Here is a 15,708-nt window from a genome sequence, read left to right on the forward strand (position 1 = left end):
CTTCAGGACGAAGATCACACCCGGTCATCGTTGTTCGGCCACGGATTGGCTCTGGCTCTTGGCCAGTTGCCGCCCGCAACCGATACCATCCCGGGAAAGCCGCCGTCCCCCATTGCATATGCGGCATCCTCCGCTACGAAGGTCATCCATGCCCCACAGCCAATCCTCTGCACAACGCGGTCGCGTCCGCCTCGCGCGCGGAGCGTCGCCGTGGCTTCTGCCGACCGTCGCGACGGCAGCGGTCAGCCTGGCCCGTTCCCGTCGCTCGGGACGCTGGGCTGCCGCCGCCGTGCCCGCCACCGCCCTGGCGGCGGGCATGCTGTGGTTTTTCCGCGACCCTGAGCGCGAGATCGCTCAGGGCCGGGTCATCTCCCCGGCCGACGGCGTGGTGCAGAGCATCATGCCGTGGAAGGACGGACGCACTCGCGTCGCGATCTTCATGAGCCCGCTGAACGTCCACGTCAACCGCGCGCCGCTGGCCGGCACGGTGACGTCCGTGGAGCACATCCCCGGCGGGTTCGTCCCGGCGTTCAACAAGGAGAGCGAGAACAACGAGCGGGTCGTCTGGCACTTCGACACCGAGCTCGGCGACATCGAGATGGTGCAGATCGCCGGTGCCGTGGCCCGCCGCATCGTCCCGTACGTGCCCCAGGGCACCAAGGTGGAGCAGGGCGAGCGCATCGGCCTGATCCGCTTCGGGTCGCGCGTCGACGTCTACCTCCCGGCGGGTGTCGAGGCCGCGGTCGAGGTCGGCCAGGCCACCACCGCGGGGGTGACACGCCTTGACCGTGATTGATTCCGACACACAGCCCGGCTGGGTCGCGGACGTCGACGAGGAGGACGTGGCCGACGACATGCCGCTGTCCACGCGGCTGTCGATCGCGGACACCCTCACCCTGGGCAACGCCATCTGCGGCTTCATGGCCGTCTACTTCACCACCACCGGCGTGCTGATCCCGCACCTGACGGGCCACGACGACGGCGGGATGGCACGGCACAGCGCCGCCATGGCGGTGATCCTGATGCTGCTGGCCTCCATCTTCGACCTGTTCGACGGGCTCGTCGCGCGCAAGCTGCGCGCCTCGGCGATGGGGGCCGAGCTCGACAACCTCTCCGACCTGATCAGCTTCGGGCTGGCGCCGGCGTACTTCGTCGTCACCTGGGGCATGGTCGCCCCGGACTCGCACCAGCGGGTCTCGGTGGTCGCGGCGGTGGTGGTGCTGCTGGCGGTGGTGCTGCGGCTGGCCCGGTTCTCCTGCGTGACGCTGCGCGACGGCATCTTCCAGGGCATGCCGAGCCCGTTCGGCGCCCTGACCGTCGTCGCGATCGTGCTGCTGGAGCTGCCCTTCGTACCGACGCTGCTGGCGATCATCGGCGTGGCCTGGCTGATGGTGAGCCGGGTCGAGTACCCGAAGCCGCGGGGACGGCTCGCGGTGGCGATGCTCAGCTGGATCGTGCTGAGCATGGGCATGCTGGCGGCCTGGGCGCTGGACGCCCCCGGCGGCCAGACCCTCCTGCAGACCGGCTGTGCCCTGCAGATCGTGCTGGGCGCGATGATCCCGGTCTTCGCGACGGCCCGCCGGGTCAACACCTTCCGCGACAACCGCCGCGAGGCGCGCAGCGCGCAGGTACAGCAGATCCAGTAGCGGCCACCGGCCTTCGGACGACAGAGGCCCCCGCCGGGCGCAGCAGCTCGGCGGGGGCCTTTTGTCGTATCCGGAAGCGCGGGAGGTGCACAGGGCGCGCTCAGGCGCCTGCCGCGCCCCCTGGCATTCGGGTCAGCGCCGTACGGTCACCACACCGTCCCGCCGTCACCGCAGGAAATCCCGGGCCAGGGCCTCCGCGGCGCGCTCCAGGAGCGGCCCCGCCTCGGCCATGCAGCGCGCCGGGTCCGGCTCCAGGTCGGTCAGCGGGTAGGCGCGGCGGATGCCGGCCCGGCCCAGCGCCTCGGGCGGCAGGGCCAGGCGCCCGCAGACCGCCACCACGTCCAGGCCCGCGGCACGGGCCGCCGCCGCGACGCCGGCCGGGGCCTTGCCGTGCAGGGTCTGCTCGTCCAGCGAACCCTCCCCGGTGACGACGAAGGTGGCGCGGGCCAGGGCCGGGCCGAAGCCCAGCACCTCCAGCATCACGTCGATGCCAGGACGGAAGGTGGCGCCCAGGCCGACCAGGGCGCCGTAGCCGATGCCGCCCGCCGCGCCCGCGCCGGGCGCGAGGGCGCATTCCGCGGCGCGCGGCCCCACCGCGGTCTCCAGCACCTTGGCGTAATGGGAGAGGGCCGCGTCCAGCGCCGCGACGTCCTGCTCGCTCGCGCCCTTCTGCGGCCCGTAGACGGCGGGCGCGCCCTTCGGCCCGGTGAGCGGGTTGTCCACGTCACTGGCGAGGACCACGTCCGTACCGGCGAGCCGGGGATCCAGACCCGTCAGATCGGCGGTGGCCAGATCGCGCAGCGGGCCGCCGCCCGGTGGGAGCGGGTCGCCCGCGGCGTCCAGGAAGCGGGCGCCGAGGGCTGCGAGCATGCCCGCGCCGCCGTCGGTCGTGGCGCTGCCGCCGACGCCGAAGACGATCCGGCCGGCGCCCGCGTCCAGCGCCGCGCGCAGCAGCTCGCCGGTGCCGTACGTGGTGGCCGTGAGCGGTGCGAAGCGCCCCTCGGGCAGGTGCTGGAGGCCGGACGCCTCCGCCATCTCGACCACCGCCGTGCCGTCCTCGTGGAGCGCGAAGGTGGCCGTCACCGGGTCGCCGACGGGGCCGGTGACCCGGACCTCGTGCCGTGCGAAGCCCGCCGCCAGGGCGGCCGCGACCGTGCCGTCGCCGCCGTCCGCGACCGGGACGGACTCCACCGCCAGGCCGGGTACCGCCCGGCGGAGCCCGGCCGTGACGTGCTCGGCGACCTCGACGGCGGTGAGCGAACCCTTGAATTTGTCCGCGGCGACCAGCACCCGCGGTGCCCGGTCCCGGTCTGCCGCCGGTGTCCTTGCTGCGTCCGCCACTGTTTCCCCTTGCTTTCGAACTGGCAGTCGCGCCGCTGCAACCTTATCCGGCGCGGGGGCCGGCGAACAGGGAGCGGCGGCGCGCCAATCCGACGGAACAACCGTTTTTCCGGTCATAGTGGGACGTCATGAGCGTGCAGACGTCCGAGGAACCGACGCCGCATTCCGGGCCCGGCAGCGCGGAGCACGATCCGCCGCCCGACCTCGTTCTGGTCGGCGTCGGAGTGGCCGCGGTACTCGCGGTGGTCGCCTGGGCGGCGCTGGGCAAAAAGAATTTCGAATCGGTCACCGATTCCGCGCTGAACTGGGTTCTGGGGAATTTCGGCTGGCTGTTCGTGGTAGCGGCGGATGTCTTTCTCGTGCTGTGCGTCCTCATCGCCTTCAGCCGATTCGGCCGGGTCCGGCTCGGCACGGACGACGCGGAGCCGGAATTCAGCAATCTGGCGTGGATCGCGATGATGTTCAGCGCCGGAATGGGAATCGGCCTGATGTTCTACGGCGTGGGCGAGCCGCTGCAGCACTACGTCTCCCCGCCGCCCGCCAGCGGCGTCACACCGCACACCGGCGCCGCGGCCCGTACCGCGCTGGAGTACTCGTTCTTCCACTGGACCCTGACGCCGTGGGCCATCTACGGCATCGCGGGCCTGGCCCTGGCGTACGCGGGCTTCCGCAAGGGCCGCAGCAACCGGCTCAGCTCCGCCTTCGTCCCGCTGATCGGCGAGCGGCGGGCCGGCGGACGACTGGGGCACCTGATCGACCTGCTGGCCGTCTTCGCGACCGTCTTCGGCACGGCCACCAGCCTGGGCCTGGGCGCCCTCCAGGTCAGCAAGGGGCTCAACATCACCACGGGCACGGCGGACAGCACAACCGTCCAGCTGGTGATCATCGTGGCGCTGTCCGCCGCGTTCGTGGCCTCGGCGTTCTCCGGCCTGCACAAGGGCGTCAAGTGGCTGTCCACCCTGAACATCGTGCTGGCGGCGCTGCTGATGCTGTTCGTCTTCCTGCTCGGCCCGACCGTGTACGTCCTGGACAGCATCCCGGCGAGCGTCGGCGGCTACCTCGCCGACCTGCTGCCGATGGCCTCGCGGACCGGCGCGTTCACCGACGCGGACTGGCTGGGCGTCTGGACGATCTTCTACTGGGCGTGGTGGCTGTCCTGGACCCCGTTCGTCGGCACGTTCATCGCCCGGATCTCGCACGGGCGGACCGTACGGGAGTTCCTGATCGGCGTCCTGCTGGTGCCCAGCGGCGCGACCATGATCTGGTTCTGCGTGCTGGGCGGCAGCGCGATCCGGCTGGACGCCGGCGGCGTGGCGGACCTGGCGAAGAACGCCAAGGACGCGGAGGCGTCGCTGTTCGGCATGCTGGACGCGCTGCCGGCCGGGGCGGTGACCTCGTGGGTGGCGATGATCCTGGTGATGACGTACTTCATCACCAGCGCCGACTCCGCTTCCCTGGTGATGGGCTCGCTGACCAGCCGCGGCGCGCTGCATCCGCGTACCTGGCTGGTGGTGACCTGGGGCATCCTGATGGCCGCGGTCGCCGCGGTGCTGCTGGTGGCGGGCGGGCTCGGCGCGCTCCAGACGGCGACGATCCTGGTCGCGCTGCCGTTCGTGTTCGTGATGCTGGCGCTGTGCTGGGCGCTGCTGAAGGAACTGCGCGAGGACCCGGGTGCCGGCCCCGCCCGGCACCCCGCGATGCACGGCCTGCGGGACGCCGTACGCACCATCGTCGGCGAGGAGATCACCGACCGCGGCCGCACCCGCCACCCACGCCTGCGCCGCGCGGCCGACGCGAAGCGGTCGGGCGACGACCCGGAGACGCCGGGGCAGGGCACGCCGGGTCCGTGAGCGCTCCTGGGGCGCGTCCCGCCGGACGGCGCCGCCACCGCGTACCGGAACCGAACCGACCGGTGAACGCACCTTCTCCCAGGGCGGCTTGATCAGCACAATGAGGCTGTGCCGCATTACGACTACGTGGAGTTTCCGCTCGGCGAGGCCATGGTCCGGGTTGCGCTGGCACCCGTCGGCGAACCGGCCGGGGGCGCGGACGGGCCGGATCTGCCCGGCGGGATCGGCGGTGTCACGCCGGTGGGCAGGGGCGACCGGGTCACCACCCTGGCGTCCGACGCGCTGCGGGCCGTGCTCAGTCCGCTGGGGCCGGTGCTCCAGCAGGTGCGCGACGCCGTGCTGGCCACGCCCGACCCGCCCCAGGAGCTGGCCGTCACCTTCGGCGTGCAGATCGGCCAGGACCTGAAGCTGGGCGTGGTGGGCACCGGCGAGCAGGCGAGCATGACCGTCTCGGCGAGCTGGCAGTTCCCGGTGCGGGACTGACGCCATGGGCTGGTTCACGGTGCCCGCGGACGCGCCCTCGGCGGACGCCCGCGGGGCGCTGGTCAAAGTGGTGCACGACGACACGGCCCGGACGGCGGGCGCGGGCGTCCAGCTCGCCGCCCGGTCTCTGCTGACCTGCGCCCACGTGGTCAACATCGCGCTCGCGCGGCGCGTCTACCGCAACACCGCGGCCCGGCTGACGGAGCTGGCGCACTCCGCGGGCGAGGTGCACAGCTTCGACGTCTTCAGGCTGTTCGTCTCGCAGCACCGGTCGGGCCTGTTGGTGCTGGCCAACGACCCCGTCCACCGGTTCGGCCCGCCCGATCAGTTCACCGACTGGGACTATGCGCAAGTGGCCGCGCCGGCGGAGCGGTACTGTCCCGTCGTCCTCGCCGACACCGACCGGTTCCCGCAGGCGGTGCTGTACCGCACCGACCGGGTGGTGATCGTGTCCCGGGCCGACCCGGCCGGGCTGACGCACGCCCAGCAGGCCATGGACCGGCTGTTGACGGCGGGCCTGCCGCATCTGGCGGCGGACGCGGTTGTGGTGCTCAACCACAGCCGCCCGGAGGCCGGCTGGACGCTGGACCCGGCCTCCGTGCACGCGCTCGCCTCGCGCTGCCGGGACGTGGTCATGGTGCCGCGCGACAGCCACCTGGCCACCGGCAGCGTGGTGGAGCTGTCCTGGCTGGCCCCGGAGACGTACCGGGCGTATCTGCGGCTGGCGGCGCTGCTCCTCGAAGGCCGGTGAGCCGGGGCGGGCCTGTGTTCAGCCCATCCCCTGTTCGAATGCATTCGGGAGGACCAGGCATCCGGGCCCCCGGGACGGGTGAGGCTCCGGACAGGACCGGCCGCCGACGGCCGGGCGGCCACCGCCGGACGAGGGAGTGCCTGGTGCGACGACGCGACGTGTTCCTGGGCGCCACGGCAGCCGGTGCCGCGGCCCTGCTGCCCGCGGCGGCCGGCTCGTACGGCCCGCGCCCGTACACCGAGCGCTACCTCGGCCGGACCATCCGCATCGGCGCCGGCGCCGCCCACGGCGTCCCCCGCGTCACGATCGACGACCGGGAACTCCAGCTGATGTGCATGGGGCAGAACGCCTACCTGTCCCCCCTGTGCCATTACGGCTTCGACCGCACCCCGCTGGAGGCCGCGCGCCGCGCCGTACGACGGCTGCACGGCGCCCGGCTGCTGCCGACCCCGCCCGTCCGCACGTGGAAAGGCCCCGTGGTCCCGCCCGGCCTCACGCCGCCCGCCCGCCCGTACATCCGCAAGAACCACCTGGCGATGACCGCCCAGGAGCGGCGGCGCTTCGTCCACGCCGTCCTGGAGACCAAGCGGCGGGGCCTGTACGACGCGATGGTCGCCGTCCACGTCATGGTGAACTCCCACGACTACATCCACCGGGACCACGGGCGGCGCACCGCGCACCTGACGCCCTCCCTGCTCCCCTGGCACCGGCAGTTCCTCCTCTACTTCGAGCAGGCCCTGCGCGCGGTCGACCCCGGCGTCACGCTGCCGTACTGGGACTGGACCAGCGACCGCGACCCGCACTCGCCGCTGTGGGCCGACGACTTCCTGGGCGGTGACGGGCGGCCCGGCGACCGGCAGGTGACGACGGGGCCCTTCGCCCGGCGCAACGGCTGGCGGCTGGGCGTCAACATCCGGCCCACCGGCCATGACGTGGTGTGGGCCAACGGCTACTACACCCAGGACGACCGGGACTTCCTGACCCGCGAGCTGCGCCCGCCCGGCACCCTCTCGACGGCCCGGCAACTGGAGGCGGCCCTCGCACTCCCGGTTTACGACTGCCCGCCGTGGAACCACCGCAGCGGTGCGACCCCTCCGTACCGCAGCTTCCGCAACCATCTGGAGGGCTATGCGAAGTTCCCGTGGGAGCGGACCTGGGGCAAGCTGCACGGCTCCGCCCACGTCTTCGTCGGCGGCCACATGGTTTTCCTCGCCTCGCCCAACGACCCGGTCTTCTACCTCCACCACTGCTTCGTGGACAAGATCTGGGCCGACTGGCAGCGCCGGCACCCCGACGTCCCCCACTATCTCCCCCTGGAGCCCGCCGACGGCGTCCCCGGCCTCCACACACCACTGGCCCCCTGGCACACCATGACCCCCGCCGACCTCCTGGACCACACCCGCTTCTACCGCTACGACACTTGAGCGGCCGCCCGCCCCAGCAAGCGCCCCGTCCGTCCCCACTACGCTCACCGTATGACCACGGACTACGCCACCTATATCGCCGGTCTCCCCCGTGTGCTCGCGGGCGCCGGTGTCATCTTCCGCGACGCCGACGACCGGGTGCTGTACGTCGAGCCGAACTACCGCGACACCTGGATCCTGCCCGGCGGCACCGTCGAGTCGGACACGGGCGAGTCGCCCCGCCAGGCCGCGCGGCGGGAGACCGCCGAAGAGATCGGCCTGGACGTCGAGCCGGGCCGGCTGCTGGCCATCGACTGGGTACGCGGCCCCGGCCGCCCGCCGCTGGTGTCGTACCTGTACGACGGCGGCGTGCTGAACGCGGACCAACTGGCGGCCATCCGCCTCCAGGAGACCGAGCTGCTGTCCTGGTCCCTGCTGACCTGGGAAGAGGCGCACCCCCGGCTGTCCGCCCCGATGGCCCTGCGCATGCGGGCCGCGCTGGACGCGCTGGCGGACGGACGCGGACCGGTCGAGCTGGAGGACGGCATCGCACCGGCCGCCTCCTGACGCCCGGCCGGCACCCACCTCCCCTTGACTTCAAGTCCCCTTGAGGTTGCATCGTCACCGCATGACGTTCTTCCCGGATGCGGCGATCCCGCCGGGCCGCCTGGCGGTGGGCGTGGTACTGCCGTCGCCCGCCGTGCGGCGCGAGCAGAAACTCCCCCTCACCGAGGCGGCCCGGCACGCGGAACGGGCCGGACTCGACCTCGTCGCCCACCGGGATGCCCCGGCCGGTGAACCGTCACTGGACCCCGCGGTGGCCGTGGCGGCGGTGTCCGCGGCGACCGACCACATCACCGTCGTCAGCACGGCCTACGCACCGGCACTCCAGTCGCCGCCCCGGGCCGCCGAGCAGATCGCGAGCCTCCAGTACGTCGCGGACGGCCGCCTGGTGCTCGGCGTGGGCACGGGCGGCGGACGCGCGCGCTGGACGGCTGCGGGCGTTCCGTACGAGGAACGGGGCCGCCGCACCGACGCGACACTACGGCTGCTGCCACGCCTCCTCGCAGGCAATCGGGACCCACTGCCGCCCGAACACCCTACTGTCACACCCGAGTTGCTCCCCGCCGCACCAATGCCGCCCATCTGGATCAGCGGCAACACCCGCAGCGCGATACGCCGCGCCGCCCGCCTCGGCGACGGCTGGTACCCCACCCTGGCCCCACCCGCCGAAGTGGCCGCAAGCACCGTCCACCTGGCCGAACTAGCCGCCGCCCTCGCCCGCCCGGCCCCAACCGTCATAGTCGGCACCATCGGCGCCCTCGGCACGTCCCCGGACCTCCCCACCCGCCCCGACCTCGCACGGGACCTGGCCAAGGCCAACGGCACCACTTCCGAACGCTACGCGGAGGTCCCCGTGACCGGCAGCACCCGGGAAGCCGCCGAGCATCTGCACAACTACTGCGGCGCGGGCGTCTCCCGCGTGCTGATGACGGTCGCGGGCGGGGACTGGCGCGATCAGGTGGAGTTGCTGGCGGAGGTGCGGGAGCTGTTGCGGTGAGCGCCGCGCCGTAGGCTGCCCGGCATGAGGGAGAGCACGGACCGCCGCGAAGAGCCGCACGAGAACTACTGGACCGACCACGGAGCCCCCGCCCTCACCGAAGTCCCCGGCATCATCGGCGTAACCCTGGGCGGCAGCCGGGCCCGGGGCACTCACCGGCCCGACTCCGACTGGGATCTCGGCCTCTACTACCGCGGTGAGCCCGATCTCGCCGCTCTCGCGGAGCTGGCCGCCGAGGTCACGGGTGTGCCGGTGGAGATTCACGGGCCGGGGGCCTGGGGTGACTGGGTGAATGGTGGGGCTTGGCTGGTGATGCCGGATGGGCGGCAGGTGGACTGGTTGTTGCGGGATGTGGACCGGGTGGGGAAGGTGTGGCGGGAGTGCCGGGCGGGGCGGTTCGAGATCGGGGCTCAGGTGGGGCATCCGATGGGGTTCTGGTCTCCGGCGTACGCGGGTGAGCTGGCGTTGGCGCGTGTCCTGGCCGATCCGTCCGGTGAACTGGGGCGGTTGAAGGCGGAGATGCGGGAGTATCCGGAGCCGCTGCGGGGCGCGTTGACCGGGACGGCGGTCTGGGACGCCGGGTTTTCCGTAGCCATGGCGGGCAAGTCGCAGGCGGCGGCGGACACGTTGCACGCGGCGCTGTGCCTGGCGCGGGCGGTGGGCGATCTGACCCAGGCCCTGCACGCCCACCACCGGACCTGGCTGATCAACGAGAAGGGCGCGCTCGCCGCCGCCGCTGCCCTGCCCGACGCGCCGCCCGGCTTCGAGGAGCGGGCGAGCGCGCTGCTGGGCGGGCTGGGGCGTACGGGGCCGGAGTTGGCGCGTTCGCTGAAGGCGGCGGAGGAGCTGGTGGCGGACGTACGGGCGGTGGTGGAGAGCGCGGGCTGAGGGTGCGGATGGCCCCTCGCCTCACTCGAACAGCGGCTCCTGCCCCCGCACGCCGTCTCCCCGCTCGGCGCCGCCCCGCTCGAAGGACAGCAGCCGGCGCTTGCGGTCCAGCCCACCGCCGTAGCCCGTGAGGCTGCCGCTCGCCCCGATGACGCGGTGGCAGGGGATGATGATGCCGATCGGGTTCTTGCCGTTGGCCAGGCCGACCGCGCGGGCGGCGGAGGGCTTGCCGAGGCGTTCGGCGAGCTGTCCGTACGAGAGTGTCGCGCCGTACGGGATCTCGCGCAGGGCGTCCCAGACGCGGCGCTGGAAGGGCGTGCCCCGTGGGGCGAGGGGCAGGTCGAAGTCGGTGAGCGTGCTGTCGAAGTAGGCGCGCAGTTGCTGGACGACCGCCGCGAAGGGCGGCTCCGTGATGTCCTCCGGCAGACCGAAGGACTCCTGGGGCGGGCGGTGGCGCTGGTCGGTCATGTAGAGGCCGACGAGCGCGTCGCCCTCGGCCACGAGGGTCAGCGGGCCGTACGGCGTGTCGGGCAGCAGGGCGTGGCGGCGTGTGCCGCCGTCGGGAGCGGGTGCGCAAGAGGGTGCGGAACCGGGTGTGGGCATGGTGGCCTCAGTCGGTGGGGAGGTGGTTGATGGGGTGGTCGTCGGTGGCCCAGAGGTACTGGACGGCGTACGCGCGCCACGGGCGCCAGCGTGCCGAGTGCCGTATCAGCGCCGCCGGGGTGGCCGGCAGTCCGAGGCCGGCGGCGGCGCGGCGCAGGCCCAGGTCGGTCGGTGTGAACGCGTCGGGGTCGCCGAGGGCCCGCATGGCGATGCATTCGACGGTCCAGGGGCCCACGCCGGGCAGCGCCGCCAGCTGGGCGCGGGCCCGGTCGCGGTCGCTGCCGACGCCGAGCTGGACGGTACCGTCGGCGAGAGCGGTGATCATCGTGGTGAGGGTGGCGCGCCGGGTGCGCGGCATGGCGAGCGTCTCGGGGTCCAGTGCGGCCAGCTCGGCGGGGGCCGGGAAGAGGTGGGTGAGGCCGCCCGCCGGGTCGTCGATCTTCCGGCCGTACGCGGTGACCAGCCGGCCCGCGTGCGTACGCGCCGCGGCGGTGGACACCTGCTGGCCCAGGACGGCCCGTACCGCGAACTCGTCCGCGTCCACCGTGCGCGGCACCCGCCGCCCCGGTGCCTTGCGGACCAGCGGGGCCAGTACGGGGTCCTCGCCCAGCAGCCCGTCCACCGCCTCCGGGTCGGCGTCCAGGTCGAGCATCCGGCGGCAGCGGGCGATGGCCCCCGCCAGATCGCGCAGGTCGGTCAGGGAGAGCCGGCATTCGATGTGGTCGGCGCGCGGGGTGAGGGCGACGATGCCGTGTCCGTACGGGAGGGCGAGCGTGCGCCGGTACGCGCCGTCCCGCCACTCCTCCACGCCCGGCACGGCGGTCGCGGCCAGGTGTCCGAAGAGGTTGTCCGGGCACAGCGGCTGCCGGAAGGGCAGCCGCAGGGCGAGTGTGCCGGGCAGGGCCGCCGCGCCGGTGCCCGGCCGGGCGCGCCGCCGCAGTTCGGTGGGCGCGAGCGCGAACACCTCCCGCACCGTGTCGTTGAAGGTGCGGATGCTGGCGAAGCCGGCGGCGAACGCCACGTCGGCCATGGGCAGTTCGGTGGTCTCGATGAGCAGCCGCGCGGTCTGGGCGCGCTGCGCGCGGGCCAGCGCGAGCGGCCCGGCGCCGAGCTCGGCGAGCAGCTGCCGCTCGACCTGGCGGGTGCTGTAGCCGAGGCGGGCGGCCAGCCCCGGCACGCCCTCGCGGTCCACGACGCCGTCGGCGATCAGCCGCATGGCGCGCGCGACGCAGTCGGCGCGCTCGTCCCACTGCGGCGATCCGGGGCTGGCGTCCGGGCGGCACCGTTTGCAGGCGCGGTAGCCGGCCTGCTGCGCGGCGGCGGCGCTCGGGTAGAAGGTCATGTTCTCGGGTTTGGGCGGCACGACCGGGCAGCTGGGGCGGCAGTAGATGCGCGTGGTGCGTACCGCCGTGTAGAACCACCCGTCGAACCGGGCGTCCTTGGACCGGACGGCGCGCAGACAGCGCTCGAAGTCGGTGTGCATGGGTCCAGGATCGGGCAGCCGCGGGCGCCGGGCTGGCGGTTTTCCGACATCAGTGTTCGGTGACCTGCGGCGGTCCGGAGATAAGAGGGCGGAAATGGCGGTCCAACCCGACGTGGCATACGGCACTCGCCGCGAATTTGCGCCGGTCCGGGGGCGGTGTGCGAGAGTGGGCGACCCGGTTGGCCGGGCGCGCACGCGTGCGCTGCCGCTGCCGGGACCCCCTACTTCAGACGAACGGTTCCGGCCGCGCCTCCAGCGTGTCCGGAGTCGTTCCCTCCGCTACGTCCTTCTCAGAGAGTGATGCAGGCAACGACTCTTCTCCCCCGGACCGAGGACCTGTTCACCCAGGGCCTTCAGCTCCAGGAGGGCGCCGCCCTCCTGCGTTTCGGCGCCGCGCGGCAGCGGCCCGCCGACCGGACCAGTTGGTGCAACACCGGCGCCGTCGCCTGGCTCGACGCCGTCCGCGGGCACGTATGGAGCGTCGGCGAGGCGGACGCCGCCGCCGGTCTCGTGCTGCGTGCGGCGCAGGGCTTTCCCGACGGCGTACGGGAGTTCACCGGGCCGCGCGGCACCGAGACGCTGGTCGGCCGCCATCTCGCGGTGACGGACGTGGTCGAGTGGGTCTTCCGCTGGACGCTGGAGGAACCGGCCGTCCACCCGGCGGAGGACCGCGTGGTCGCGCTCGACGAGAGCCATCACGGGGAGCTGCTCGCCTTCCTCAACGAGCACAGTCCGGCCCATTCGACGGGCCCCGGTTCGGCGGACGTGAGCCTGTGGGCCGGTATCCGCGACGCGGACGGGCGGCTGGTGGCGTGCGGCGCGATGAGCAGCCTGCGGGACAGCGGCGCGCCGCTGATGGCGTCGGTCGCGACCGACGCCGCCCAGCGCGGCCAGGGCCTCGGGGCCGCGCTGACCTCGTGGCTGACCCGGCACACCGTACGGCGGCACGGCTTCTGCACGCTGTGGCAGCTGGCCGACAACGCGCCCGCCGAGCGGCTCTACGACCGGCTCGGGTACCGCAACGAGGACCCGTGCGTGTCGGCGCGGTTCGCCTGGCACTGAGCCGCGCCCGGCGGGCCCGCTTCGCGGCCGGTCAGCCCACCTGCGCGGCGAACGCCTGGTAGGCCCGCTCGTCGAACAGGACGAAGCGCACCTCCGCCACGGACGTCTTCGCGGCCCGTACCGTCCCGACCGCGATACGGGCCGCGTCGTCCAGCGGCCAGCGGTAGATCCCGGCGGAGATCGCCGGGAAGGCGACGGTGCGGGCGCCCAGCTCGTCGGCGACCCGCAGCGACTCGCGGTAGCAGGAGGCGAGCAGGTCCGAGCGGTCCTCGGACTTCGCCCAGACCGGGCCGACGGTGTGGATCACCCAGCGGGCCGGCAGGCGGCCCGCCGTGGTCGCCACGGCCTGTCCGGTGGGCAGGCCCTTGCCGTAGTGGGAGGCGCGGAGCGCGCGGCACTCGGCCAGGATGTCCGGGCCGCCGCGCCGGTGGATCGCGCCGTCCACTCCCCCGCCGCCCAGCAGCGAGGAGTTGGCGGCGTTCACGACGGCGTCGACCGGCTGCTCGGTGATGTCGCCGGCGACGAGGGTGAGGGCGGGTGCGGATGCGGTCATACGTCCATCATGGCCCGGTGTCCCGGTCGCCGGCGGCGGACGGGTCCGGGGGCCCGGCCGGACTCGCCGCCGGGGCGGGCCAGGCGATCTCGAAGTACTTCACCCGCTCGTCCTCGCCCGCCGGCCGCATTCCGGCGGCGGCCATGACGCGCTGGGAGGCGACGTTGTCGTGGTCGGCGTCGCCCTTGACGCAGGTGACGCCGCGTTCCCTGGCGAGGCGCAGCAGCTCGCGCAGGGCCTCCGTGGCGTATCCGTGGCCGCGTGCCGCGGGGACCAGGCCGTAGCCGACGGTCACACTGCCGTCCGCGGCGGGCGGCCGGTTGAAGCCCAGGCTGCCGATGACCAGCCCGTCCGCCCGGCGGCGTATCTCGTAGTCGCCGAAGGGCCGCGGGTTGCCGGTGGCCGCGCAGCGCCGCAGGAAGTCGGTGGCGGACTCGACGTCGCCGTCCGCCGGATAGCCGGGCGCCCACCGGTCCCCGGCGGCCGGGGTACGCGCCGCCAGCCGCTCCGCCTCGGCGACGGTGAGCGGGTGGAGCACCAGCCGTGCCGTCTGAAGATCGCTCATGGCAAGGGGATTACCACGCGCGGCGGACGGACCGCACCGGGATTTCCTGCCGCGGCGCCCGCCGGTGCCGCGGGCGCCCGTACCGTCAGCGTTCCGTCGTGAGGTAGCCGGTGAGCATCGCCACCAGCTCGTTCTCGAACCGGGTGACGTCCACGGGGTCGGGTGCCGCCAGGAGCTGGTGGGCGAGGAGTTCGATCGTGGCCACGGCGAGCCGGGCGGCGACGTGGGTGTCCGCCACCCGGACCTGCGGATGGCGCTCGAACAGCGCCTGGACGGAGGCGACTCGCGCCCGGTGGTGCCGGGCGACCTTGTCCAGGAGTTCCGGGGTCCGGGGGCCCTGTTCGGCCATGACGCGCAGCAGTTGGGGATCGTCCAGGTGGTTGTCGATCGAGGTGCGGACGAAGAGCCGGATGGTCTCTTCGAGGGAGTCGGGCAGCTGCCCGTCCAGCCGCTCCCCGACGGCGGCGGCCCCGGCGTCGAGGTGCCGGATCAGCAGCTCCGCCAGGATCGCGTCCTTGTTCGGGTAGTACTGGTACAGCGATCCGATCGAGACCCGCGCCCGTGCTGCGATGCGGTTGGTGGTCCCCGCGGCGTAGCCGTACTCGGCGAAAACGTGAGCAGCCGCGGTGAGGATGCGCTGCCGGGTGGCTTCGGCGCGGGCCTGGCGTGGCTGTTTACGTGGCGTTAGTCCCCGGTGGTCCGGCGCCATGACACCTCCTGAGCAGCCTCTCGAATGCGAGTGGCAGAGACCTGAGCAATTACTCACAATAGTGTCATGAGCTGCGGCGGAGCGGCCGTTGCCGCTGCCGGTCGAGCGTACGGGCGCGCCGCGCCCCCGCCGTGCCGCCCCTCCTGGAAGGAGCCTTCATGACGCAGGTAGCCACCCGCCCCCGCCGGCTGCCCCCGGACGAGGTCCGCGCCCTGCTCGGTGAGCCCGAGCCCATGCTGGAGAACAAGAAGATCGACCACATCGACGCGTTCGCCCGCCGCTTCATCGCGCACTCGCCCTTCGCGTCGCTGGCCACGGCGGACGCGGCCGGACGCGCCGACTGCTCGCCGCGCGGCGACTACCCGGGGTTCGTGAAGGTCCTCGACGAGCACACGCTCGCGATACCCGACCGGCCGGGCAACCGGATCGCCGACTCGTTCCGCAACATCGCGGAGAACCCCGAGGTGGGGCTGCTCTTCCTGGTGCCCGGGATGTCGGAGACGCTGCGGGTCAACGGCCGGGCCTACCCCACCGACGAGCCCGATGTGCTGGCCCGGATGCGCACCGAGGCCAAGGCGCCGGTGCTGGCGATCGTCGTGGAGGTGACCGAGGCATTCTTCCACTGCGGCCGCGCGCTGCTGCGGTCCCGGCTGTGGGACCCGGCGAGCCAGGCCCTCGCCGACGAGCTGCCGTCGGTCGGTGAGATCGCCGCCGCGCAGTTCGGGGGCGACATCGACCCGCAGCACTTCGAAGCCGTCCTCGAAGAGTCGTACCGGAAGCTCTTCTGACCCTGCCGGAAAGGGAATTCAC

General features: G+C 73.3%; 17 protein-coding genes. 11 read left to right on the forward strand and 6 right to left on the reverse strand.

Annotation, left to right across the window (positions count from 1 at the left end; genetic code table 11):
* Positions 1-148: 148 nt before the first annotated feature.
* Complete coding sequence (locus CP984_RS07135) at positions 149-796, forward strand: phosphatidylserine decarboxylase (RefSeq protein ID WP_003981813.1); 648 nt, start codon at positions 149-151, stop codon at positions 794-796.
* Positions 783-1,646 (forward strand): CDP-diacylglycerol--serine O-phosphatidyltransferase, encoded by an 864-nt coding sequence (gene pssA, locus CP984_RS07140; RefSeq protein WP_003981814.1) that lies wholly within the window; start codon positions 783-785, stop codon positions 1,644-1,646. Before CP984_RS07135 ends, pssA begins: the two co-directional genes overlap by 14 nt.
* Before the next feature lie 165 nt (positions 1,647-1,811).
* On the opposite strand, the gene CP984_RS07145 is transcribed toward pssA, so the two are convergent.
* The gene (locus CP984_RS07145; protein WP_030179835.1) at positions 1,812-2,936 is read right to left on the reverse strand and encodes a glycerate kinase family protein; all 1,125 of its coding nucleotides are present in this window, start codon (positions 2,934-2,936) and stop codon (positions 1,812-1,814) included.
* Positions 2,937-3,115: 179 nt separating this feature from the next.
* Between CP984_RS07145 and CP984_RS07150 the strand changes: the two genes are divergently transcribed.
* The 7 genes from CP984_RS07150 to CP984_RS07180 all read left to right on the forward strand — a co-directional run bounded on the left by CP984_RS07150 (position 3,116) and on the right by CP984_RS07180 (position 9,923).
* On the forward strand, positions 3,116-4,837 hold the full coding sequence (locus tag CP984_RS07150) for a BCCT family transporter (RefSeq protein ID WP_003981956.1): 1,722 nt from the start codon (positions 3,116-3,118) through the stop codon (positions 4,835-4,837).
* Between the two features lie 108 nt (positions 4,838-4,945).
* Complete coding sequence (locus CP984_RS07155; protein WP_003981957.1) at positions 4,946-5,320, forward strand: CU044_2847 family protein; 375 nt, start codon at positions 4,946-4,948, stop codon at positions 5,318-5,320.
* Positions 5,321-5,324: 4 nt separating this feature from the next.
* Positions 5,325-6,071, forward strand: coding sequence for a MinD/ParA family ATP-binding protein (locus CP984_RS07160; RefSeq protein ID WP_003981958.1), 747 nt, complete (start codon positions 5,325-5,327; stop codon positions 6,069-6,071).
* Between the two features lie 143 nt (positions 6,072-6,214).
* Positions 6,215-7,495, forward strand: coding sequence for a tyrosinase family oxidase copper chaperone (locus CP984_RS07165; RefSeq protein ID WP_158182443.1), 1,281 nt, complete (start codon positions 6,215-6,217; stop codon positions 7,493-7,495).
* A gap of 51 nt (positions 7,496-7,546) precedes the next feature.
* Positions 7,547-8,041 (forward strand): NUDIX domain-containing protein, encoded by a 495-nt coding sequence (locus CP984_RS07170; RefSeq protein WP_003981960.1) that lies wholly within the window; start codon positions 7,547-7,549, stop codon positions 8,039-8,041.
* Positions 8,042-8,102: 61 nt separating this feature from the next.
* On the forward strand, positions 8,103-9,035 hold the full coding sequence (locus CP984_RS07175; protein WP_003981961.1) for an LLM class flavin-dependent oxidoreductase: 933 nt from the start codon (positions 8,103-8,105) through the stop codon (positions 9,033-9,035).
* A 24-nt stretch (positions 9,036-9,059) separates the two neighbouring features.
* Complete coding sequence (locus tag CP984_RS07180; protein ID WP_003981962.1) at positions 9,060-9,923, forward strand: nucleotidyltransferase domain-containing protein; 864 nt, start codon at positions 9,060-9,062, stop codon at positions 9,921-9,923.
* 21 nt (positions 9,924-9,944) lie between these two features.
* On the opposite strand, the gene CP984_RS07185 is transcribed toward CP984_RS07180, so the two are convergent.
* Together CP984_RS07185 and CP984_RS07190 are read right to left on the reverse strand one after the other, a co-directional pair.
* The gene (locus tag CP984_RS07185) at positions 9,945-10,526 is read right to left on the reverse strand and encodes a methylated-DNA--[protein]-cysteine S-methyltransferase (protein WP_003981963.1); all 582 of its coding nucleotides are present in this window, start codon (positions 10,524-10,526) and stop codon (positions 9,945-9,947) included.
* 7 nt (positions 10,527-10,533) lie between these two features.
* A complete protein-coding gene (locus CP984_RS07190) occupies positions 10,534-12,009 on the reverse strand; it encodes a DNA-3-methyladenine glycosylase 2 (RefSeq protein WP_003981964.1) in 1,476 nt (491 codons plus the stop codon).
* A 300-nt stretch (positions 12,010-12,309) separates the two neighbouring features.
* Between CP984_RS07190 and CP984_RS07195 the strand changes: the two genes are divergently transcribed.
* The gene (locus CP984_RS07195) at positions 12,310-13,071 is read left to right on the forward strand and encodes a GNAT family N-acetyltransferase (protein ID WP_003981965.1); all 762 of its coding nucleotides are present in this window, start codon (positions 12,310-12,312) and stop codon (positions 13,069-13,071) included.
* 31 nt (positions 13,072-13,102) lie between these two features.
* Here the strand turns inward: CP984_RS07195 and CP984_RS07200 are convergent, their stop codons facing one another.
* The 3 genes from CP984_RS07200 to CP984_RS07210 all read right to left on the reverse strand — a co-directional run bounded on the left by CP984_RS07200 (position 13,103) and on the right by CP984_RS07210 (position 14,898).
* Complete coding sequence (locus CP984_RS07200; RefSeq protein ID WP_003981966.1) at positions 13,103-13,624, reverse strand: O-acetyl-ADP-ribose deacetylase; 522 nt, start codon at positions 13,622-13,624, stop codon at positions 13,103-13,105.
* Positions 13,625-13,631: 7 nt separating this feature from the next.
* Positions 13,632-14,189 carry a GNAT family N-acetyltransferase gene (locus CP984_RS07205; protein WP_003981967.1) on the reverse strand — a complete coding sequence of 186 codons (558 nt, stop codon included), beginning with the start codon at positions 14,187-14,189 and terminating at the stop codon, positions 13,632-13,634.
* An 85-nt stretch (positions 14,190-14,274) separates the two neighbouring features.
* Complete coding sequence (locus CP984_RS07210; RefSeq protein ID WP_003981968.1) at positions 14,275-14,898, reverse strand: TetR/AcrR family transcriptional regulator; 624 nt, start codon at positions 14,896-14,898, stop codon at positions 14,275-14,277.
* Positions 14,899-15,056: 158 nt separating this feature from the next.
* Here CP984_RS07210 and CP984_RS07215 point away from each other — a divergent pair, with 158 nt between their 5' ends.
* Positions 15,057-15,686 (forward strand): pyridoxamine 5'-phosphate oxidase family protein, encoded by a 630-nt coding sequence (locus CP984_RS07215; protein WP_003981969.1) that lies wholly within the window; start codon positions 15,057-15,059, stop codon positions 15,684-15,686.
* Positions 15,687-15,708 lie beyond the last annotated feature (22 nt).

The sequence above is a fragment of the Streptomyces rimosus genome (assembly GCF_008704655.1).
Classification (GTDB): Bacteria; Actinomycetota; Actinomycetes; order Streptomycetales; family Streptomycetaceae; genus Streptomyces; species Streptomyces rimosus.